This window comes from Arthrobacter sp. NPDC093128 (assembly GCF_040683875.1).
GTDB lineage: Bacteria > Actinomycetota > Actinomycetes > Actinomycetales > Micrococcaceae > Arthrobacter.
On record NZ_JBFBEY010000034.1, the window covers coordinates 15826 to 36795 of the forward strand.

20 protein-coding genes are annotated in these 20970 nt (G+C 63.9%); 5 read left to right on the forward strand and 15 right to left on the reverse strand.

Going from position 1 to position 20970, the window contains the following annotated elements; translation table 11 throughout:
- Positions 1–8: 8 nt before the first annotated feature.
- A complete protein-coding gene (locus tag AB0N24_RS25165; protein WP_364130617.1) occupies positions 9–695 on the forward strand; it encodes a GntR family transcriptional regulator in 687 nt (228 codons plus the stop codon).
- Between the two features lie 80 nt (positions 696–775).
- Here AB0N24_RS25165 and AB0N24_RS25170 read toward each other — a convergent pair whose 3' ends face one another.
- The 15 genes from AB0N24_RS25170 to AB0N24_RS25240 form a co-directional block, all read right to left on the reverse strand.
- On the reverse strand, positions 776–2269 hold the full coding sequence (locus tag AB0N24_RS25170; RefSeq protein ID WP_364130620.1) for a CoA-acylating methylmalonate-semialdehyde dehydrogenase: 1494 nt from the start codon (positions 2267–2269) through the stop codon (positions 776–778).
- Complete coding sequence (locus AB0N24_RS25175) at positions 2269–3294, reverse strand: Gfo/Idh/MocA family oxidoreductase (RefSeq protein ID WP_364130623.1); 1026 nt, start codon at positions 3292–3294, stop codon at positions 2269–2271. The genes AB0N24_RS25170 and AB0N24_RS25175 overlap by 1 nt, the downstream gene beginning before the upstream one ends.
- Positions 3291–4178, reverse strand: a complete 888-nt coding sequence (locus tag AB0N24_RS25180; protein WP_364130626.1) for a sugar phosphate isomerase/epimerase — start codon at positions 4176–4178, stop codon at positions 3291–3293. Before AB0N24_RS25180 ends, AB0N24_RS25175 begins: the two co-directional genes overlap by 4 nt.
- Complete coding sequence (locus AB0N24_RS25185) at positions 4175–4954, reverse strand: SDR family oxidoreductase (protein WP_364130628.1); 780 nt, start codon at positions 4952–4954, stop codon at positions 4175–4177. The genes AB0N24_RS25180 and AB0N24_RS25185 overlap by 4 nt, the downstream gene beginning before the upstream one ends.
- Before the next feature lie 4 nt (positions 4955–4958).
- Positions 4959–5972: an inositol 2-dehydrogenase gene (gene iolG, locus AB0N24_RS25190; protein ID WP_364130631.1), complete on the reverse strand. Its 1014-nt coding sequence runs from the start codon at positions 5970–5972 to the stop codon at positions 4959–4961.
- Entirely contained in the window at positions 5962–7017 is a 1056-nt protein-coding gene (locus tag AB0N24_RS25195) for a Gfo/Idh/MocA family oxidoreductase (RefSeq protein WP_364130634.1), read from the reverse strand. The genes iolG and AB0N24_RS25195 overlap by 11 nt, the downstream gene beginning before the upstream one ends.
- Positions 7014–7946 (reverse strand): hydroxyacid dehydrogenase, encoded by a 933-nt coding sequence (locus AB0N24_RS25200; RefSeq protein ID WP_364130637.1) that lies wholly within the window; start codon positions 7944–7946, stop codon positions 7014–7016. Before AB0N24_RS25200 ends, AB0N24_RS25195 begins: the two co-directional genes overlap by 4 nt.
- A gap of 77 nt (positions 7947–8023) precedes the next feature.
- A complete protein-coding gene (locus AB0N24_RS25205; protein WP_364130640.1) occupies positions 8024–9049 on the reverse strand; it encodes a LacI family DNA-binding transcriptional regulator in 1026 nt (341 codons plus the stop codon).
- Between the two features lie 2 nt (positions 9050–9051).
- A complete protein-coding gene (locus tag AB0N24_RS25210) occupies positions 9052–10263 on the reverse strand; it encodes a Gfo/Idh/MocA family oxidoreductase (protein WP_364130643.1) in 1212 nt (403 codons plus the stop codon).
- A 25-nt stretch (positions 10264–10288) separates the two neighbouring features.
- Positions 10289–11062, reverse strand: coding sequence for an aldolase/citrate lyase family protein (locus AB0N24_RS25215; protein ID WP_364130646.1), 774 nt, complete (start codon positions 11060–11062; stop codon positions 10289–10291).
- Positions 11059–13008, reverse strand: a complete 1950-nt coding sequence (gene iolD / locus AB0N24_RS25220) for a 3D-(3,5/4)-trihydroxycyclohexane-1,2-dione acylhydrolase (decyclizing) (protein ID WP_364130649.1) — start codon at positions 13006–13008, stop codon at positions 11059–11061. Before iolD ends, AB0N24_RS25215 begins: the two co-directional genes overlap by 4 nt.
- A gap of 23 nt (positions 13009–13031) precedes the next feature.
- Complete coding sequence (locus AB0N24_RS25225; protein WP_364130652.1) at positions 13032–14462, reverse strand: aldehyde dehydrogenase family protein; 1431 nt, start codon at positions 14460–14462, stop codon at positions 13032–13034.
- Between the two features lie 26 nt (positions 14463–14488).
- Complete coding sequence (locus tag AB0N24_RS25230; RefSeq protein ID WP_364130655.1) at positions 14489–15415, reverse strand: ATP-binding cassette domain-containing protein; 927 nt, start codon at positions 15413–15415, stop codon at positions 14489–14491.
- A 13-nt stretch (positions 15416–15428) separates the two neighbouring features.
- Positions 15429–16484 (reverse strand): ABC transporter permease, encoded by a 1056-nt coding sequence (locus AB0N24_RS25235; RefSeq protein ID WP_364130658.1) that lies wholly within the window; start codon positions 16482–16484, stop codon positions 15429–15431.
- 54 nt (positions 16485–16538) lie between these two features.
- Positions 16539–17531 carry a substrate-binding domain-containing protein gene (locus tag AB0N24_RS25240; RefSeq protein WP_364130661.1) on the reverse strand — a complete coding sequence of 331 codons (993 nt, stop codon included), beginning with the start codon at positions 17529–17531 and terminating at the stop codon, positions 16539–16541.
- A 245-nt stretch (positions 17532–17776) separates the two neighbouring features.
- On the opposite strand from AB0N24_RS25240, the gene AB0N24_RS25245 reads away from it, so the two are divergent.
- The 4 genes from AB0N24_RS25245 (at position 17777) to AB0N24_RS25260 (ending at position 20530) form a co-directional block, all read left to right on the forward strand.
- Positions 17777–18640 (forward strand): sugar phosphate isomerase/epimerase family protein, encoded by an 864-nt coding sequence (locus AB0N24_RS25245; protein WP_364130664.1) that lies wholly within the window; start codon positions 17777–17779, stop codon positions 18638–18640.
- Between the two features lie 155 nt (positions 18641–18795).
- Positions 18796–19092: a hypothetical protein gene (locus tag AB0N24_RS25250; RefSeq protein WP_364130667.1), complete on the forward strand. Its 297-nt coding sequence runs from the start codon at positions 18796–18798 to the stop codon at positions 19090–19092.
- 910 nt (positions 19093–20002) lie between these two features.
- The gene (locus AB0N24_RS25255) at positions 20003–20305 is read left to right on the forward strand and encodes a hypothetical protein (protein ID WP_364130670.1); all 303 of its coding nucleotides are present in this window, start codon (positions 20003–20005) and stop codon (positions 20303–20305) included.
- Positions 20306–20356: 51 nt separating this feature from the next.
- A complete protein-coding gene (locus tag AB0N24_RS25260) occupies positions 20357–20530 on the forward strand; it encodes a hypothetical protein (protein WP_364130673.1) in 174 nt (57 codons plus the stop codon).
- The last annotated feature ends 440 nt before the right edge of the window (positions 20531–20970 follow it).

Genomic DNA, 20970 nt, shown 5'->3' on the forward strand with positions numbered 1-20970 from the left:
AAGTGAAAATGACGAATCTTGGAGAACTCGCGCGGGAGGAACTGCCCGTGCGGTCCCCGTCGCTGGCAGAACAGGCCTATGCCACCTTGAAACGGTGGATCCTGAGCGGCCAGCTGGATGCAGAAACAGTAATGAGCGAGAACGACCTGGCGCGACGGCTCTCGATCAGCCGGTCTCCGCTCCGGGAAGCCATCCGCAAGCTTCAGGACGAAGGACTTCTGGCGGCGTCGGGCCCGAAGGGCTTCGGCATCCCGCCAATCTCCCTGGACCTGATTGATCAGGTGTATGGCGTCCGACTCGCCCTGGAGTCGGAGGCGGCGGCCCATGCTACGCCCATCCCTCAGGATGAGCTGGCCAAGATGCGGCAGTTCATGGAGGAGGTCCGCCCGGAAGTCATGGCAGGTGACGCCCAGCGCTTCACCGACGTGGATTTTGAGTTCCACGACCTGTTCGTGCGGAACTGCGGCAATCCGTTGCTGATCAGCTACATCGAGCGGCTGCGGGGAAACATCCAGCGGATTCTGGTGTATTCAGGCCAGCTGGAGGAACATTCCGTGCGGTCTTTCGAGGAGCACATGGACATACTGGAAGCCATGGAGGCCCAGGACCCGGCCCGGATCGAAAAGACCGTACGGCAACACATCACCGGAGTCAGGGACAGGCTCCACGACTCCCTATTAGGCACGGCCGAATAGCACCGAGCCCGGGCGTCCCTGGCCCACGGGGCGGTGCACGCCGGGAACCGCAGAGAAAACGCGGCCCCCGGCGTTTGTCCTTAGTTGGACGGGAAGTTGTACGAAGCCCCCGAGGCATGGCTGGTTTCCGGCCAGCGAGAGGTGATGACCTTGCCGCGTGTGTAGAAGGAAACGCCTTCGGGGCCGTAGATGTGCTTGTCACCGAACAGCGATGCCTTCCAACCGCCGAAGGAGTAGTAGGCCACCGGCACCGGCAGGGGAACGTTGATGCCGATCATGCCCACGTCCACGGAGCGCTGGAACTTCCTCGCGGCCGCACCGGAGGAGGTGAAGATCGCGGTTCCGTTGCCGTACGGGTTGGCGTTGATCAGGTTGATGCCTGCCTCCAGGTCCTCAACCCGGACCACCACCAGGACAGGTCCGAAGATCTCCTCGGTGTAAGCGCTCATTTCCGTCTTCACATGGTCGATCACCGTGGGGCCAACCCAGAAGCCTTCCTCGTGGCCCGGGACCACCAGATCCCGCCCGTCAACGACCATCGCGGCACCGGCCTGCTCTGCCTCGGTGACGGTCTTGACGATGAACTCGCGGGATTCTGGGCTGATCACAGGGCCCATGTCCGCATCGGCTTCAGTGCCGTTCCTGACCTTGATATCGAGGGCGCGCTCTTCGACCTTCTTGACGAGGAGGTCGGCGGCATCCCCGACGGCGACGGCGACGGAGATGGCCATGCAGCGCTGTCCCGCGGAGCCGAAGGCGGCGGCGGCGAGGTGGTCCGCAGCGTTATCGAGGTCGGCGTCGGGCAGCACGATGGCGTGGTTCTTCGCCCCGCCCAGGGCCTGGACGCGCTTGCCGTGGGCTGTCGCGACTTCGAGGATGTGCTTGGCGACAGGTGTTGAGCCGACGAAGGAGATGGCGTCCACGTCCGGATGCGTCAGGAGGCCGGAGACGACCTCCCGGTCGCCGTGCAGGACCTGGAACACGCCGTCGGGCAGACCGGCCTGCTTCCACAGCTTGGCCAGCAGCATCGCAGCTGACGGGACGCGGTGGGAGGGCTTGAGGATGAAGGCGTTGCCGGTGGCAATCGCCATCGGTGCCATCCACAGCGGCACCATGACCGGGAAGTTGAACGGGGTGATGCCGGCGATCACGCCGACGGGTTCGCGGAACGAGAACACATCGATGCCGGTGGAGACCTGGTCCGAGTACTCGCCCTTGAGCAGGGACGGGATGCCGCAGGCGAACTCGATGACCTCCAGGCCGCGGCCGATCTCGCCCTTGGCGTCGTTGATCACCTTGCCGTGCTCGGCGGTGATCAGCTGGGCCAGTTCCTCCACATGGGATGCCACGAGTTCACGGAATTTGAACAGCACCGCGGTGCGCTTGGCCAGCGAAATGTCGCCCCAGGATTCGGCTGCCTTCTTGGCAGCGGCCACGGTGGTGTCGAGGTCTTCCCTGTTGGCCAGCCGCAGTTCTGCCGTCACTGAACCCGTGGCCGGGTTGTAAACGGGTTTGGTTGCCGTTCCGCTACCGGCCGCCTCGGCTCCGCTGATGAAGTGGTTGATGTAGGTCATTACTGCTCCTGTAGTAGGTGGTGTTCCGCGGCGTGTACGTCGTTGACAGCACGCGGCAGGCCGGTAGCGAGTGATTCCTGGAGTGCCAGGCGGACGGCCAGGTTTTGTTCGGTCAGGTCCCTGTGGACGAGTTCAGGGCCGGAGTTTCGAACCCAGGCGCTGAACCGTTCGATTTCGGTCTTGAACTGGTCTTCTCCGATATCGAAGGATTCGGTCGTCCCGTCCCGTAGGGATAGGCTGACGCGGGCAACTTCCCCGGGGTCGGGGTCGAATGCCTGGTCCAGGGTGATATGGCCTTTGGTGCCGATCACTTGGAAGGTGTTGGTGCGCGGTCCCTCGAAGCCGCAGTCCAGCGTGCCAAGGACATCTCCGTAGTCCAGGATCGCGGCCACGGTGGTTTCCACCGGGTCCGTGCGGCTGGCGCCTTTTCCATAGACGCTTTGCGGTGCCCGGCCCATGACCATGTTCATAATGTCGATGGCGTAGCAACCGACGTCGTTGAGCGCGCCTCCGTCCAGTCCCGGCTGGAGGCGGACCTCGCCGTCGGTCCGGTCCATGGCGAAGTGGAATCTGGCGTGCATGGACACCAGCTCGCCAATCCTGCCCGAGTCGATGAACTCGCGGACTTTCTGGTGCTGCGGGTGGAAGCGGTACATGAACGCCTCCATAAGGTTCACACCGTTGCGTTCGCAGGCTTCCAGTACCCGGCGGTAGTCGTGGGTGTTGGCGACGAGCGGCTTTTCGCAGAGGATGTCTTTCCCCGCCTCTGCTGCGGCGACAATCCAGTCGGCGTGCAGGGCGTTGGGAAACGGCAGATAGACGGCTTCAATGCTCGGGTCGGCCAGCAACTCTTCGTGAGAGGAATAGGAGGCCGGGATGCCGAAGCGTTTGGCAACCTCGGCGGCCTTTCCGTTCGGGCTGCTAATGGCCGACGCCACCGCATTCCGGGCACGGCCCATGGCCGGAAGGAACCTGCCCTGGGCGATCCGGGCCGTGGTCAGCACGCCCCAGCGGACGGCGCTCACGCGCCGATCTCCGCATCGAGTTGACGCAGGAAGGCAACGGACTGCCGCACGTCCCGGACGGGGCCCTCGTCGGTGGGTTCGCTTTCGAGGATGGTGTCCTGCTCCATGGTAAACCACCCCGGATAGCCGGCGTCCAAGAGGTTGCGGACGATGCCGGCAATGCCGACGTCTCCTTGCCCGAGGGGAACGTACATGCCTGCCTTGACGCCGTCTGTGTAGGAGATCTCCCCTGCCTGGACGCGCTGTGCGACAGCCTTGCGCACGTCTTTCAGATGAGTGTGGCCGATGCGCGCCGCATAGTCGCGAACCAGCAGCGCCGGGTCGGTGCCGCCGATGAGCAGGTGGCCCGTGTCGAGGCACAGGTTCGCTGCTGTGTCATTCAGGACCCGGTCAACGTCAGCTGTGCTTTCAATCATCGTCCCGACGTGTGGGTGGACCACTGCTTGGATGCCCTTGTCCGCGGCGGCTTTGACCACGGCGTCGAGGTTCCGGCCGAACAGGTCCCACCCCTCGGCGTCGAGCTCGTGGCGCTGATCGTAACCTGCAACTCCGGTCTCGGCGGCGAGGACCATGATGCTGGCCCCGGCGGCCTCATACGCATCCAGTTCAGCAGCCACTATGTCCAGGGGATTTTTGGATGCATCGTGCAGGATGACCGGGAAGAAGCCGCCAATGGCCTGAAGGTTGTGCCGTTTCAGAACATCGGCCCGCCGGGCGGCCTGTTCGGGAAGGAACCCGGCGGGGCCAAACTCCGTGGCGCTGATGCCGAGGGCCGTCATCTCGGACAGGACCCTGTCGGCCTGAAGCTGGTGACCCCATCCCGGGACTTCACAGACGCCCCAGGAGATGGGGGCTGCGGCAAGGCGCTTGGTGATGGTGCTCAATCTGATCCTCCATAAACGTTCTGGTCCCAGTCGATGACGGAACCTGTGACAACACCGCTCCGGTCGGAGAGGAGAAAGACAATGAATTCGGCGATCTCGTCCACTTGGCCGAGCTTTCCCATGGGGACGGACGCGTTGGCCTTTTCGAGCCAGTCCTCCCCTGCGCCATGGAATTTCTTTTGGGTGTCGGCCTCTCCCTCGGTGGCGGTCCAGCCGATGTCCAGTCCGTTGATGCGGATTTTGTCCCACCGGTGGGCGTGCGCGGCGTTGCGGGTCACGCCCGCCAGCCCGGCCTTCGCCGCGACATAAGGAGCCAGGTACGGCTGGCCGCCCAGTTCGGCGATGGAGATGACGTTCAGGATGCTTCCCGGGGCGCCCCTGCTGCGGAGGTGCTTGATGGTTTCGGCCATGATGAAGAACGGGGACTTCAGGTTCACGGCGATATGGGCGTCGAACAGCTCGGGAGTGGTGTCCAGCATGGTGCCGCGGGTGGTCAGGCCCGCCGCGTTGACGCTGCAGTCGAGCCGCCCGAACGTCGAGATCGTGTCCAGCACGGAGTTGCGTGCCTGTTCGACGTCGGCGAGGTCGGTTTTGATGAACCTGGTTTCCACGCCGGAGGCCGTGATCTCCGCGGCGAGCTTTTCTCCTGATTCAGCGTTGCGCCCGGTGACGGCGATCCCGGCTGCACCTTCGACCGCTGCACGTCGGGCCACTCCGGCTCCCAGCCCCTGCGTGCCGCCGCTGACAAGGACGACCTTGTCCTGCAGAAGTGCCATGGTCTTATTCCTCTCCGATTTTCACGACGCGGCCGGACCGGGCCGACTCTTCGGCCGCATCGGCCAGGACGAGGGCCATGACGCCGTCATCGAAGCCGGGGCTGCAGCTGGTTCCTTCGCGGACGGAGCGTGCGAAGCTGTCCAGCTCATTGCGGTAAGCCTGGCCGTAGCGTTCCAGGAAAAACGGCAGGTAGGCATCGGACTCTTCGGTGCCCGCGGCGCTGTACTTGCGCACCGTGGTCGGAGCCATGTTGCCGGCAGTCAGCAGACCGTCACTGCCGAAAGCTTCGAGCCGCTGGTCGTGGCCGTATGCACTGTGGCGGGAATTGATGATCGTGATGAGCTCACCACCGCGTCCGCGCAGATTGATGACGACAGAGTCGAAATCCCCTGCCTGTTCGATGTAGTCACAGAAAACGTTGGCGCCCGTCGCCGAAACTTCGATGATGTCCGGGACAAAGAACCGGGCCATGTCCAGGTCGTGAATGCTCTGGTCCCGGAAGATCCCGCCGGAGGTCTCGATGTACTCCTTGGGCGCCGGGGCCGGGTCGCGGCTGATGATGGTCAGCTGCTCCAGCCGTCCGATTTCTCCGGCCTCAACCCGTGCGCGGAGGGAAGCGAAGTTCGGGTCGAAGCGGCGGTTGAAGCCGAGCATGAGCGGGGTCCTGGTGCCGCGGATCTGGTCCCGGCACGCGCGGACCCGGTCGATGTCCAGGTCGATGGGCTTTTCGCAGAGGGCGGCGACGCCGGCGGCCACGGCCCGGGAGATCAAATCAACGTGGGTGCTCGTCGGTGAACCGATGATGACGGCGTCCAGGTCAGGGTTGGCGAAAACCTCATCGGCGGTCTCGACAGCCTGCGCCCCGGTCGTGGCGGCGAGGGCCTGCGCGCCTTTGATGAACGGATCGGCGATCCAGGCCAGTTCCAGGTCAGGATGGTCGGCGATGTTCCGGGCGTGGACCTGGCCGATGCGGCCGGATCCGAACAGTGCAACCTTGAGCGGTCGGTTAGCGGACATGGGTGGGGGTCCTTTCGAGTTTCCCGCCGGCGGATGAGCCTTCGACGGTTGGTTGAGGGTGATTGATCGTGATCGTGGCGCCGCCGCTGTTCATCGAGGCCACGAGGGCCTGCGCGACCCGGGTCGCGGCGAGGGCGTCCTCGGCAGTGGCCAGCGGAGGCCGGGTTCCCGAAATCAGGGCGTCAATCCATGCTTGGGATTGGAGCCGGTAAGCGTCGGCGAAAACGGGCCTCCAGTCGGCCGCATAGCTCCGTGACTCCGTGAGCCCCCGGCTTGTTGTGGTCAGGTGCGGCCGTGCGAGCTCGACAGTGCCCGTTTCACCGACGACTTCGCAGCGCACGTCGTAGCCGTAGCGTGCGTTGAGGAAGACGTCGACGCTCGTCAGGACACCGTCGGCTGTGCGCAGGTGCAGCACCTGCGGATCCTGCCGGCTGCTATCCAGAGCCGTGGTTCGGGGGGCATGCCAGCTCACTGATTCGATGGCTGAGTTAAGAAGCCAGGCGGTGATGTCGATTTCGTGGATGCCGGAGTTGGTGATGGTGGAGGCCGAGTCCCCGCCCGGGGAAGTGGTGACGTTGCGGTGGGAGCTCAGGACCATGAGCGCCTGGCCGACCACGCCCTCCTCGAGCCGGGCTTTCAGTTCCCGGTAGCCGGGGTGGAATCGGCGCATGAAGCCCACCGAAATGAGTGGAATGCCGCCGGTGATGGCATTCTGACGGTCAACGAGGTCCTGGCATTCCCGGACAGTTGGCGCCAACGGCTTTTCGCACAAAACGGGCTTGCGGTGCTCCAGACAGCCGATGACCTGTTCGGCGTGCGCGCTGTCATGGGAGGCAATCAGGACGGCGTCCACAAAGGGTGAGGCGATGAGTTCTTCGGCGGAGCTGAAGCACCGGGCGCCGGTTTCGACGGCAACTGCACGGGCACGGTCCTGTACGGGGTCGGCGACGGCTGTCACGGTTGCGCCCGAGACGCTGCGCTGCAGGGTCCGGGCGTGGTCGGTCCCCATGATGCCTGCTCCGATGATGCCGATGCGCACCGTCATGGTGCTGCCACCGCCGCCGGAACGCGGCCGGCCAGGACGTCAACGGCACCCTTGGCCGCGTCCCTGACCGTGTGCGCCATGCCTTGACGGGTGAAGCCCATCAAATGCGGGGTCAGGACCACGTTTTCGTGGTCGAACAGAGGATGGTGGGCTGGCGGTTCGGGATCGTAGACGTCGAGGCCAAGCCCTGAAAGCTTCCCCGACTGCAAGGCCTCGTAGGCGGCGTCGAGGTCGATCAGCCCACCGCGGCTGCAGTTGATCAGGATCGCCCCGGGCTTCATGGCTTCGAGCCTGCCGGCGTTGATAAGGTTGTGGTTTTCCGCGGTCAACGGCGCGTGCAGGGTGGTGAAATCGCTGCCCGCGAGGAGCTCCTCTACGGTGTCGCAACGGATCTCCGGGGGGATCTCGGCGAACGGATCGTATGCCAGGACCTTCAGCTCGAAAGCCTCGGCAATGCGCGCCACCCGACGGCCAATGCGGCCGTAGCCGATGATGCCCAGGGTGAATCCCTCCAGATCTCCGACGTCGACGCCGGCACGCTGCTCCCAGCGTCCCTCACGGACCAGCTTGGTCAGCGGAGAGAGTTTCTTGACGAGCGCGAGCAGATGGGCGAATACGCCTTCAGCCACTGAGGCAGTGTTGCTTCCGGGCGTGATGACTACCGGGATTCCGCGTCGGTTGGCCTCGGCGACGTCCACAAGGTCAGTTCCGACGCCGGTCCTTGCGATGACTTTGAGGGCCGGCATGCGGTCCAATAGTTCCCGGTCAACGCGGTACGCGGCGCGGACGATTGCGGCATCGGCGGTGGCCAGGTCCTCGGCGGTGGGGTCCTGGATGAGCCGCTGGTTCTCTGCGAGAAGCGGTTCCACCAGGTCCGGTTCGACGCTTCCGAGAGCGACAAAGATTTGGGGTGTGGTTATAGAAGCCATCGTCATCCTTGAAGATGTGAGGGTGCACTCCCGGGAGGGCTTGGGCCCGCGGGGTGACGATATGGGTGTGAAGTGGGTTAGAGGCCGAGCAGGCTGGACTTGCGTATGACCAGTTCAGGGACGATGGGCTGGTGGACGAAGCCGCCGCCAAAGTCGTGGTCCTGGATGCGTTGCAGGAGCGTTTTCGCCGCGGCGACGCCGATTCCGGAACTGTCCGGATCAACGGTGGTCAGTCCCAGGCGGGGCATGGCGCCCAGCGCGATGTTGTCGTATCCGGTGATGGCGACTTCGAGGCCCCGTTCATCGGCAGCCGTCATGGCACCGAAGGCGGCAAGGTCGTTGATGCACGCCAGTGCCGTGGGTCGCTGGTGTCTGGAACGCGAGGAACCCAACGCCCTCTGGGCCGCGACGTAGCCGGATTCCTGGAAGAAGTCGGCGTCGACGACGTGGATGTGGCGGGCCAGACCGTGCTCTTCCATGGCGGCGGAATATCCATCCACGCGTGCCCGGCCGACCGAGCCGCCCATCCCGCCAAGATGCGCGATGTTCTCGTGTCCCTGGGCGATCAGATGCTCAACGACCATGCTCATCCCGAGGGTGTCGTCGCTGCGGACCACATCTGCGGTGTCGATGTAGTCCGGTCCGCCGCCGGCGAAGACCACTGCGCCACCGGATACGGCGCGGTTGAACGGTGCCTTGTCGGGCACCGTTCCGACGACGAGCAGGCCGGCTACGCGCAGGTCCCGGAAAGCCTGGAGGATGGACTGGTCCACTCCCCTGCCGGCAGCCGTGACCGCACTGAAAAGGACTGTGTGTCCGGCATCTTCCAGTACGGTCCGGGCGGCGTCTGCTACGTCAAATGCCCAGGGGTTGTGCATGTCGCTGACCAGCACCCCGATGGTGCCGCTGACCCGTGTTGCCAGGGATCTGGCTGCAAGGTTCAGTTCGAAGCCCATCTCTTCAACGACCTTGAGCACCCGCTGGCGGCGTTCGTCACTGACCCGGGGTGAGTCGCGCAGGACGAGGGAGACCAAGGATTTGGATACGCCGGCGCGTTCAGCCACGTCCTTGATCGTTGGCCGCCGGGCGGATGCAGTCGTCATCGTTACACCCGCGCTGCCGTGGTGCCGTGGATTTCTTCGATCTTCTGCCATTGACCGGAGAGCGAGGAAGCTTCGGCCGCGCTGACGATTGCGGCGGCGGACGCGGCATCGTGGATGTTGGAGTTTTCCTGGGCACCACCGGCGACGGCGACGAGGAATTTCTTCGCTTCGATGACCTTGAGGTCGTCAAATCCCATGCTGTTGCCGGGTCCGGGCTGGAAGCGGGCGTAGTCGCCGTGGCGGGGGCTGGCGTTCACCGTGGTGTAGCCCTGCTCCTCGTTGTTGCGTCCGAGGCAGACCTTGAGTTCGTTCATGCGCTCAAAGTCCCATTTGAGGGAACCTTCGGTTCCGTAGACCTCAATCTGGTAGCCGCACTCGGGACCGACGGCGACGCGGGACGACTCGATGGTGCCGACTGCTCCTGCTCCGACCGCGGACGGGCCGAAACGGACCAGCGCTGCTGCGTAGTCTTCATTCTCGACCTCTCCCATCTCACCATTCTCAATCACTGCGAAGTGCGTGCCAGATCCCATCGCCAGTTTGGGCCGCTGCGTGTAGACGGTGCTGGTCAGGGCGGTTACCTCGGCGATGGGTCCGACTACATACTGGCACAGGTCGGTGGCGTGGCTGAACAAGTCGGCCAGCACGCCGGTGCCGGCGAGTTTCCGGTCGAACCGCCAGGAAAGGGCGCCGTTGGGCTCGGAAGCGTAGCCGGAGAAGAAGACTGCGCGGACGTTGGTGATCCGACCGAGGCGGCCGTCGGCAATCAGTTTTCGTGCGTGCTCTACTGCCGGGGCGTGGCGGTAGTTGTAACCGATGGTCGTTACCACGCCGGCCTCCACGGCGGCTTCCTGCACGGCTGCGGTTTCTTGGTATCCGCGTCCAACCGGCTTTTCGATCCAAAAATGCTTGCCGGCTTTGGCGGCCGCGATGCCGATTTCAGCGTGGAGGAAATTGGGGGCGCAGATGGAAACGACGTCCACGTCGGGGTGGTTCAGGACATCGTGGTAGTCGGTGGTGCCTTCGGCGAAGCCCAGGACATCGCGGGCATAGTCCACGCGGTCCGGTGCCGTGTCGGCTGCGATGACGAGCTTGGTGTTCAGGCCAAGCTCGGGATAGGCGTAGGGGACGGTCTGGTAGGCGCGCGAGTGGAGCTTTCCCATCCATCCGACGCTGATGAGACCGACGCCGATGGTGCGAGATTCTGCGTTCACGTTCTTGCTTTCCTTTGGTTGTTAGTCAGTTGCGGGCGGTGTCGAAGGCGTCGCGGAACGCCGCCGCCATGATGGTGGAGTCTGAGCCGATGGCCACAAACCGGAAGCCCTGGCGGATATATTTGGCGGCGCCTATGCCGTCCACGGCGAGTATTCCTGCCGCCTTGTTGTGCAGCTCCGCTGCGGAGACGACACGTTGCAGGGCTTCCTGGAAGACGTTGCTGTCCAGCTGCAGCGGAACCCCGAGGGCGTAGGAGAGGTCCAGGGGTCCGACGAAGAGGACGTCGACGCCTTCCTGGGCGGCGATGTCTTCGACAGACTCCAGTGCCTCGAGGGTTTCGATCTGGATGACGCCGAGGGTTTCCTGGTCCGGTGCGGTGAGCGTTCGGCGGTCCATTCCCCAGCGGCAGGCGCGGTTGTAGGTGGCAACGCCGCGGTCTCCGAGGGGCGGGTACAGCATGTGCCGGACGGACTCCGCAGCCTGGTCAATGGTGGTCAGCCGGGGAACCATGATCCCGGCCGCTCCCTGGTCCAGAACCCGGCCGATGCGGATTCGGTCTCCGGATTCGACCCGGACGATGGTGGGGACGCCGTAGCTTCCGGCTGCAATGACCCCATCCCGGACCGCATCTTCGCCTCCGGAGCCGTGTTCAAGGTCGATCAATACCCAGTCGGCGCCGGCGGCTGCGCAGACTTCGGCGGCCGTGGCCGAGGCCATGCCCACGAAGGTGCCGATCGTAACTTCTCCCTCAGCAAGGCGCCGCCGCAGCGCTCCTGCATTCAGTGGTCCGTTGCTCATCCGAACCACCGCTGGCTGCTGCGTGCCTTCTCGTAGTCGGTGCGGAGAGTGCGGACCCATTCCTGATCGGAGACTTCCGCCGGGGCAACGTCCCACCAGACGTCGCCGCCGGGCAGGTCGACGTGCGGCACCGTGGGTACCACGATGACTACCGGGCCTTGGGCGTCCCTGGTCGAGGACAGTGCCTCCCGGACCTCGGCCGCGGTAGTGGCGCGTATGGCCAGGGCTCCCAGGCCTTCGGCGATCTGCCGCAGGTCGACTTTGAGGTAGTCGCCGTCGAGCCGGGCCTTGGGGGCGTCAGCGGCCGCGACGCTGCCACCGGTGGTGCGGTAGCGGAATTCGTTGCCAAATTCTTTGCCGGTGCGGTTCATCTGCAGGCGGTGGATGACCTGATATCCGTGGTTTTCGGAAACGATGATGGTGACGTTGAGCCCCTCCTGCGCTGCGGTGAGGATCTCCGTGGGGGCCATCAGGAACGTTCCGTCGCCGATGAAGGTGACGACACGGTTGTCGTTGTTGCCTTCGGCCAGCCGGACGCCCATGCCGGCTGCGATTTCGTAGCCCATGCAGGAGAACCCGAATTCCAGGTGGCAGTGTCGGTTCCCGGTGGCGTCCCACACCTTCTGCAGGTCGCCGGGAGCCCCGCCCGCAGCGGCGATGACCGTGTCGCCGGAGCGTGCGTGCTCCTGCATGAGCCCGATCAGCTGCGGCTGTGTCAGGACGGCTTCGGTGACGGGAGCGTCCGGGTGGTCTTCAGGGTTGTAGGCGGTGTCGGCGTCGAGCCACTTGGATCGGATGGGGGCCCAGCGGGCCTTCTCGTTCTGGACCGTGTCCTGCCAGGCTTCGGAGGTGCTGTGGCCCTCGAGCGCCTGGGCGAGGGCTTCGAGTCCGAGCCGTGCGTCGGCGAGGATCCCGGTGGCGCCCTGCTTGCGGGTGTCTGCGTCCACGATATTCAGGGACGCGAACCGGACGTCCGGGTTTTCGAAGATGGATTGTGAGCCGGTGGCGAAGTCGGTGAGCCGGGTGCCGACGTTCAGGACCAGGTCGGCCTGCTTGACGAGCGTGTTGGACGCGAAGTTGCCTTCGAGTCCGACGCCGCCGACCTGCCACCATTCGTCCTTGGTCACGGCCCCCTTGCCGCCGAAGGTCTCGACGACGGGGATTCCGGCCTGTCCGGCCAGCGCCTCGAGCGCGGCGTGGGCGTCCGAGTAGTGGATGCCGCCGCCGGCGATGATGACCGGCCGGTCAGCGGACCGGATGAGTTCGGCCACTTCCGCGATTTCTGCCGGGTCAGGCAGCGGGCGCCGGATCTTCCAGTCCCGGGGGGCGAAGAATTCGGCCGGGAAGTCGTAGGCGTGGGACTGCACGTCCTGGGGCAGCGAAATCACCACAGCGCCGGTGTCCGTGGGGCTGGTCAGGACACGCATTGCCTGCGGCAGCGCGGTCAGAAGCTGCTCCGGACGGTTGATCCTGTCAAAGAAGCGGGAGACGGGACGGAACGCGTCGTTGACGGTGGCGTCAGCTTCGGTCGGGTGCTCAAGCTGCTGCAGGACCGGGCCCTGGTGGCGGGTGGCGTACGTGTCACCGGGCAGGAGGAGCAGAGGCAGCCTGTTGACGGTGGCCAGTCCGGCGGCGGTCACCAGGTTCAGGGCACCGGGGCCGATCGAGGCAGTAACGGCCAGAACGGCTTGGCGGCGGCTCGCCTTGGCGTAGGCCGTCGAAATGTGCGCCAGGTACTGTTCGTGGCGGCCCTGGATGAAGGGCATGTCATCGGCCAGTTCATCGAAGGCCTGGCCGAGGCCGGCGACGTTGCCGTGCCCGAAGATTCCCAGGGCTGCGGGCACGAGGCGGCGGCGGACGCCGTCGGCGACGGAGTATTGAACGGACAGGTATTTGACGACCGCCTGGGCGGTGGTCAGTCGGACGGTCTGCGAGTTAGTGGTCATTGCCTTATTCCAAAAGTCGGGGGTTACCAGGGACGCCCGTGCAGAATGACCGTTTTTTCTTCGGTCATTTCCTGCACTGCGGAGCGGACGCCTTCCTTGCCGATGCCGCTGCCTTTGAGTCCTCCGTAGGGCATGAGGTCGGCGCGCCACAAGGGCGTCCAGTTGATATGAATATTTCCCGCGTCGATCTGCCGCATGGCCCGGACCGTTCCGGCGATATCGCTGGTGAAGATTCCTGCGCCGAGACCGTAGTCGTTGTCATTAGCCAAGGCGATGGCGGATTCGATGTCCTGTGCGGAGGTAACTGCGACGGCGGGACCGAACAGCTCGTTCCGGCTCAGATTCGACCTCGGGTCGACTCCAGCGACGACGGCGGGAGTGACCACCGCACCGTCGCGATCACCGCCGGTGAGGACCCGGGCTCCGGAATGGCGGGCCTCCGCGATCGATGCGTGGACACGGGAGGCTTCCTCCTCGGAGATCAGCGACCCAAGCCGGGTGTCATCTTCCTTGGGGTTGCCGACCGCGATTGCCTCTACCTTCGGGACCAGCGCATCCAGGAAGTCAGCTTCGATGCGGCGGTCCACGATGACCCGTTGCACCGAGATGCAGACCTGCCCGGCGTTGATGAAACCGCCTGCCGCCACGGCACTGGAAGCGAGCTCAATGTCCGCGTCCGGGAGGATGATGACAGGGCACGAGGCCCCGAGTTCGAGGGACAGCTTCTTCACTCCGGCGATCGAGCTGATGCGGGTGCCTGTGGCAGTGGAACCGGTGAAGGAGACTTTCCGCACCCGCGGATCGGTGACCAGAACATCGCCCAGGGTGCTGCCGGGACCGGTGAGGACGGACAGCGCCTCCGGCGGGAGGCCGGCGTCGACGAAGCATTGAGCCAGCTTCAACGCGGTCAGCGGGGTGGCGCGGGCCGGCTTGAGCACCACGGCATTGCCGGCAGCCAACGCCGGGGCGATCTTGTGCAGCACGAGCAACGCGGGGTAATTGAACGGCGTGATGGCGACAACGATGCCCACGGGCTGCCGGAGCGTGAACCCGATCTTCTCCAAACCCGTGCCGGCGTTGGCATCCAAGGGAAGGGTCGAACCGTAGAGCTGGCTTCCCTCATAGGCGGCCAGCCGGATGATGTTCCCGGACCGGCTGGCTTCCCCCCGTGCCTCCGTGATCGGCTTTCCGGTTTCCGCGCTGATGGTCTGAGCGATGTCCTCGGCCCGCTCGTCAGCCAGGGCGGCGGCCCGGAGCAGGATGTCGACGCGGACATGGGCGGGTGTGGACCTCTGCAGGTGGGCACCGATCTCCGCACGGTCCAGGGCAGCCTGGGCGTCCTCAACCGTGGCGACGGGGACCGTGTCAATGATTCGGCCGTCAAAGGGTGATCGGACTTCCTCGGTCCTGCCGTTGGCGGCACCGCGCCAGTTTCCGGCGATTAGCATTTCCATGGGTACTCCATCTTGGGTTGTGGCGCTCAGTGGCGCTTCGCGGTGCTTTCAAGTGTTGCGTCGACGACGTCGGCCACTTCGGCCTGGACTTCTTTGACGATGTCGCTGTGGCCGCCGATCTGTTCGAGTTCGTGTGCGAGTTCGGCCAGTTCCGCGCCGCCGGCCATCTGGGCGGTGAGTTCGTCGAGCGTGATGTCCTTTTTCTCGTAGTAGCCGATGGACTTGCCGCGCTTGAGCAGCAGGAACCGGTCACCTACGGGGAAGGCGTGGTGCGGGTTGTGGGTGATGAAGATGACGCCCAGGCCGCGGTCGCGCGCCTGCAGGATGTAGCGCAGCACCACCCCGGACTGCTTCACGCCCAGGGCCGCCGTCGGCTCGTCCAGGATCAGGACCTTGGCGCCGAAGTACACGGCGCGGGCGATCGCAACACACTGGCGTTCGCCGCCGGAGAGCTGGCCGATCGGCTGCTCCACGTCGCGGAGGTCGATGCCCATTTCGGCGAGTTCGTGCTTGGTGATGTCCTTCATCTTCTGGACATCCAGGCTCTTGAAGGGACCGAAGCCGGAGGTCAGTTCCGAGCCGAGGAAGAAGTTACGCCAGATGGGCATCAGCGGGACCACTGCCAGGTCCTGGTAGACGGTGGCGATGCCCACGTCGAGGGCGTCGCGCGGGGAAGTGAACTTCCGATCCTCCCCCATGACCTTGAGGACGCCGTGGTCGTGCTGGTGCAGGCCGGCGATGATCTTGATCAGGGTGGATTTACCGGCGCCGTTGTCACCGAGGACGCAGGTGACCCTGCCGTTGTCCACGGCCATGGTCACATCGCTCAGGGCGACAATGTTGCCGTAGTTTTTCCCGACTTTATCCAGTGAGAGCAGGTGCACCGGGGTGTGGGTCAGCGGATCCGTTTCGTTCTGGAGGAGGGTCTTTTGGTCGATCTGTTTGGCATTCATGTCTCCGTGCCCCTTACTTGAGCTCTGCTCGCCGCTTGACGATCAGGTTGACGATGGTGGCCAGCAGCAGCATCAGGCCCAGGAAGAACTTGAACCAGTCGGGATTCCACTGGGCGTAGACGATGCCCTTGTTGGCCATGCCGAAGATGAAGGCGCCAATCGCGCCGCCCACCGCCGAGCCGTACCCGCCGGTCAGCAGGCAGCCGCCGATGACCGCGGCGATGATATAGAGGAACTCGTTGCCCACGCCCTCGCCGGACTGCACGGAGTCGAAGGCGAACAGGTTGTGCATGCCCAGGACCCAGCCGCAGAAGCCGACTGCCATGAACAGGCCGATCTTGGTCTTGATCACCGGCACACCCACAGCGCGGGCGGCATTGGCATCGCCGCCGGCCGCGAAGATCCAGTTGCCCACCTTGGTACGCAACAGCACCCAGGACGCCACAGCCACCAGGATGATCCAGAAGAACACCGTGATCTTGACTTCCACCCCGGTAATGTTCACCGACGAGGCGAACACAGCCCGGGCCGAGGCGAAGCCGTCCATCTGCGCGATGGAGGGGGACGACACGCTGCCGCCGATGAGGCGCGTCAGTGCGAGGTTCAGTCCAGTCAGCATCAGGAACGTGGCCAGCGTGACAATGAAGCTCGGCAGCTTGGTCTTCACCAGGATCCAGCCATTGATGAAGCCAATGCCAAGCGAAACCACCAGGGCCAGTCCGACACCAACCCAGGCGTTCATCGAGAAGTACCACGCGAACATGGAAGCGGTCAGGGCCGAGCTGATCACCGCAACGCCGGTGGAGAGGTCGAACTCGCCGCCAATCATCAGCAGCGACACCCCCACCGCCATGATCCCAATGGTGGAGGACCCGTACAGGATGGTCGCAAAGGCATTCGGTTGGGTGAAGGTGGTGGAGACCAGTGCGAAGAAGACGAAAAGGACGATGGCGCCCACCAGGGCACCTACCTCGGGACGTCCGAGGAGCTTGTGGAGCGGACTGCGCTTGGCGACGCGCTCATCGGACGCCGATGACTTTGTCATTGACTTTGTCTGCGTGATGGTCATGATAATTCTCCTTGCTGCCGGGCCGGCGCGGGGCCGGCCCGGGCGAGCGGGCTGTTAACGGATGCCCTGCTGGACGTACTTCAGCACGTCTGAGATGTTGGACTTGTCAACGATGGCGGGACCGGTCAGGACGGGCTGGCCACCGCCGACCTTGAAGCCACCGCGCTTGGTCTGCCACACCGCATCCACTGCCAGGTAACCCTGCAGGTAGGGCTGCTGGTCCACCGTGAAGAGAATCTTGCCGTCGTTGATTGCTTGGGCGAGAGCAGGGTTGAGGTCGAAGCTAGCCACTTTGATCGAGCTGTTCGCATCCGTCACCGCTTTGAGGAGTGTGACCGTGTACGGGGCGCCCAGGCCGATGATGACGTCGGCGTCCTTCGAGGCCTGCAGCTTCGCCGTGGCAGTGGACTGGACTGCGGTCATGTCCTTGCCGTCAACGTAGAGGATCTCGGTTCCCGGTACCTTGGCCTTGACACCGGCGCACCTCGCCTCCAGCTGCACCTGCCCCTGTGCCATGATCACGCAAATGGGGTGCTTGTAGCCGTCGGCCGCAAGTCTGGTGCCCACAGCCTCACCGGCCAGCGTCTCGTTGGAGCCGAAGTGGGTGAAAGCGCCCAGCTGTGCGGAGACATCTCCGCCGGCGTTGAAGCTCACAAGCGGAATGCCCGCGTCAGCGGCCTTCTTCATCACGTCCTTCATAGCGCCAGGGTTGGCGATGGTGACCGCGATGCCGTCAACCTTCTGGTCGATAGCCTGCTGCACGAGCTGCGCCTGGCGCCCGGCTTCGGAGTCATTCGTGTAGAGGATCTCGACGTTGTCCTTCGCCGCCGCCTCCTCGGCGCCCTTGCGGACGATATCCCAGAACGTATCGCCAGCCTCGGCGTGGGTAATGAGGGCCACCTTGAGCCGGGGAGTGCTGGCAACCTGGCCGCTTCCCCCACCGGAGGCGGGTTCCGTCTTGCCTCCACTACTGGAACACGCCGCCAGGGTTAGGAGCGGAACAACGGCGAGAGCCATAACGCCCCGACGCCAATTGATTTTTGCCACGTGAAATCTCCTTTGATTCGCGCAATTTCGACCGCCGTGAACTTTTCGGTCGCATGCCAAGGCATGGAGCGAGTACGGAGGCCGCTGATGTTGAAAGGATGTGATCCACCTCTCTGAGTGGAACGCTCCAACTCTAGAATAGAAGGATTCGTGAAGTCAATAGACCGTTCCAACGGTTTGTGGTTTCATACTAGAACGTACTCATTGCTTCGGGCGGCGGCCCTCACGTGTTTCAAAGGAGAACTATGACCAAGACCTCTGCCCCGGAGCTTGTCGCGTCCTGCTGGACCAGCGCCGGCGATGTTGCGCCGCTGCAAAGGCCCGAGACAAGTCCCGTGCCCATCGCCGATCGCTTGGCAGCGATGGCTTCCACGGGATGGTCAGGCTTCGGGCTCGCCCATGACGACCTGGCCGCCGCACACTCGACACTGGGCTTTCCGGCGTTGCGGAAGCTCATTGAGGGCGCCGGCTTCCACTATGTTGAAGTTGAACTCCTCACCGACTGGTGGGACGAGACCCTCTCCCACCAGTGGCGGCCCCAGTTCGACCTCCTCCTTGACGCGGCGGAGGAGCTCGGCGCCCGGTTCATAAAAGTTGGAACTGCTTTCGGCGAGACCTTGGATGATCTCGATTTTCTCGTGGAACCACTCCGCCAGCTGACGATTGAGGCAGAGAAGCGGGGTACGCGCATAGCTCTTGAACCGATGGCATTCTCGATGGTCGGCCGGATTCCGGCAGCAGCCGACCTAATGCGCAAGGTCGACATGTCCGGATGCGGTTTGGTCATCGACTACTGGCACGTCTTCCGCGCTGGGACGGCCCTGGATGAGCTGTCTGCCAGCCTTGAAGCACATCAGATTTTCGGCGTCGAGCTCAATGACGCGGACGCGGAAATCAGCGGCTCCCTTTTCGAAGACACACGCGACAATCGCCGCCTGTGCGGACAAGGTGACCAAGATGTCCCCGGATTCATTAAGACGATGAAATCCATTGGCTTTGATGGTCCCTGGGGCGTGGAGATCCTGTCGGATGAACATCGTGCACTTCCCGTTGCGGAGGCACTGCAGCAGGCCCATGCCACAGCACTGGCTTGCTTTCCAACGTACTAAAGCGCTGGCCTGCTGAATCCCACTGAGAAAGCCGAAGCGGCGACGGGTTAAAGCACTCTGAGTCGCCGCGAAACATCCCGCTCCTCACCGCCGCAGCGCGCGTAGGTACCTTTGGGGACATCCACCCCCTCTACTTGGAAAGGACGACCGACCCCGTGGACTTGAGACGCATCAACGACTGGACCCTACTAACAGGATCAAGCATCGAGATACGGCAGCAGGGCAGTCCCGTCTGTAGCGGCTACGTTGATGCCGTAACCGAAGACGGAACCATCCTCTGGTTGCGTCCTCCTGCGCAAAACAGAAGGCTGTTCGAGAAGGGCGAATTTTACGAGGCATGGGCAAGGGAGGACCGCACGGGCTTCCACTACGAGGTCACGAAGGGACTCGGCCACCAGAACGAGTGGAAACCTGCGAGTAAGGAGTCGTCGTCGGTAATTCACCCAACGTGACCCTATGGTCGTAGGCGTGAGGTGGGCTTCGTCCGGTAGTAGGGATCACCGTTGTCGGGCGTCGCCCATCCCGGATTTGGTGGCGGCACCGTGTCTTGCCACAGGGACACAGCGCACGAGGCAGAGCAGTGAGTTCCGAGTCTCGGAAGACACGCCGGACTCCGCATGGCGGTCAAGACCGAGCGTTTCGCCTGATGCGTCTCTCAACCCTCGCCTTTCGAGACGGGCTTCGCCGGTCGAGCAGGCTGAAATAGGGGCTTCTCGCTGCCCTGCAACTCTGTCTGTGCTCGGTGAATCTTGTTAATTTGGATTGTGCGAATGGGCCTCAATCCTCCGGTTGCTCAGTCCACTAGCGGGAGGCGATTACAGAAGCAACTTCGCGCTGTTTGTCATTCTGATCCCCATCATCGCTGGGCAGGTCCTCCACGCAACCAGGGCGCTTTGCGCCGCTCACGATTCAAAGTTTCGTTCGGCGCTCCTCCGTCGCTTATTTCCTCTCGAAACTTTGAATCGCGCCCGGTTCCCCAAGTTGCCCTCCGGACCCTCAAACCCAGCGGTGACTCCGTTATCAGACCGACGCCCAAATCTGACAGGCACATCCGGTGCCCGCCAGTCGCCGACTACCTCGTCCACGACGCCAGCACCGCCAGCGTGCTCGTCGCCGTGTTCAGCGGAATGACCGTCCGTGACGGGCCGGTCTCTGAGAGCCGCGGCAGCCGTCTCGTCTGCCGCAAGTCTGCGCAGGATGCCTGATCGAATCCAAAACGACCCGGGCCCTCCGGGACCCCCCCCAATTGTCCAAAGTTCTTTGGACAATTGGCCAGACTCGTGGGGCATTCACCTTTGCGTCGTGCCCGACACGCGCACCGTGTGCGCACCCGAACGGGGCGGGCAGTGCCACCATCAATATATGAGCGCTCCTACCGTGGATGCAGCGATCAACGACCTTCTGGACTGGGCATGGCACGCAGTGTACGAACTGCTTGCGGCCAAGGGGCTGCTCGGCGAGGGCCTGGACGTCGGAGAGTACACCGGGATGTCGTCCTGGATGGAGGGCCCGACCAGGTACACGGTGGTGCACTCCATGGCAGTGGCCATCCTTTTCATCGACACCGATCCGGTCGACGCCATCACATTCCATCGGGACCTTCTGGGCTCCGAGGATCCGAAAACATTCTTCGACACCGTGTCGACCGCACGCCAGGGCTTTTGATATCCCGCAACCCACGCACGAATCCTATGCCGGTCAGGAAGAAGAACAGCCGTGAACGACCTCTCGACGCTGAGCTTGTCCCTGACCTATGCAGGCACTCTCGGGGTGGCCCTGCTGATATTCCTCGGACAGGCCGTCGTATTCGCCACCCCGCTGGTCCTCGCCGGGTCCCTCAGCCTTCTGGCATGGACCGGTCGCATCATTACGGGATGGCGCCGGACGTAGGAACTCTCAACCCGCCCGGACGGCAGAACTAATGCCGCTCCTCACACCCGGTTCAGCGTGTCTGCCCCGCTTTCCGTGGGCAATGTTCGTACTGTCAAGGCATGCCACGGGGACGATCGGGAATTGAGCCGGGAGCCATTCACCCCATTGCCGGTCAACTGTCGATCGACGACCTCCTCAGGGACAGGTACGACCCAACTCCCCAGCTCCCGCTGTATAGGACGCCATACGAGACCACTGCCCAGGATCCCCCTCCCGACGTGACGGCGAAATGATCACCCGGCCCCAGCTCCGGCCGTCCAATAACGCCCCGGGACCGAGGACGCCCACCTCGCCAAGCCTGGGTGAGACCCGGCAATTGAGTCTCGATCGTGACCCGCAAGATGTATGCGGCCGCTCCTGCGCGGGGTAAATTCGATGCAGGAAACGCTACTTCCCGA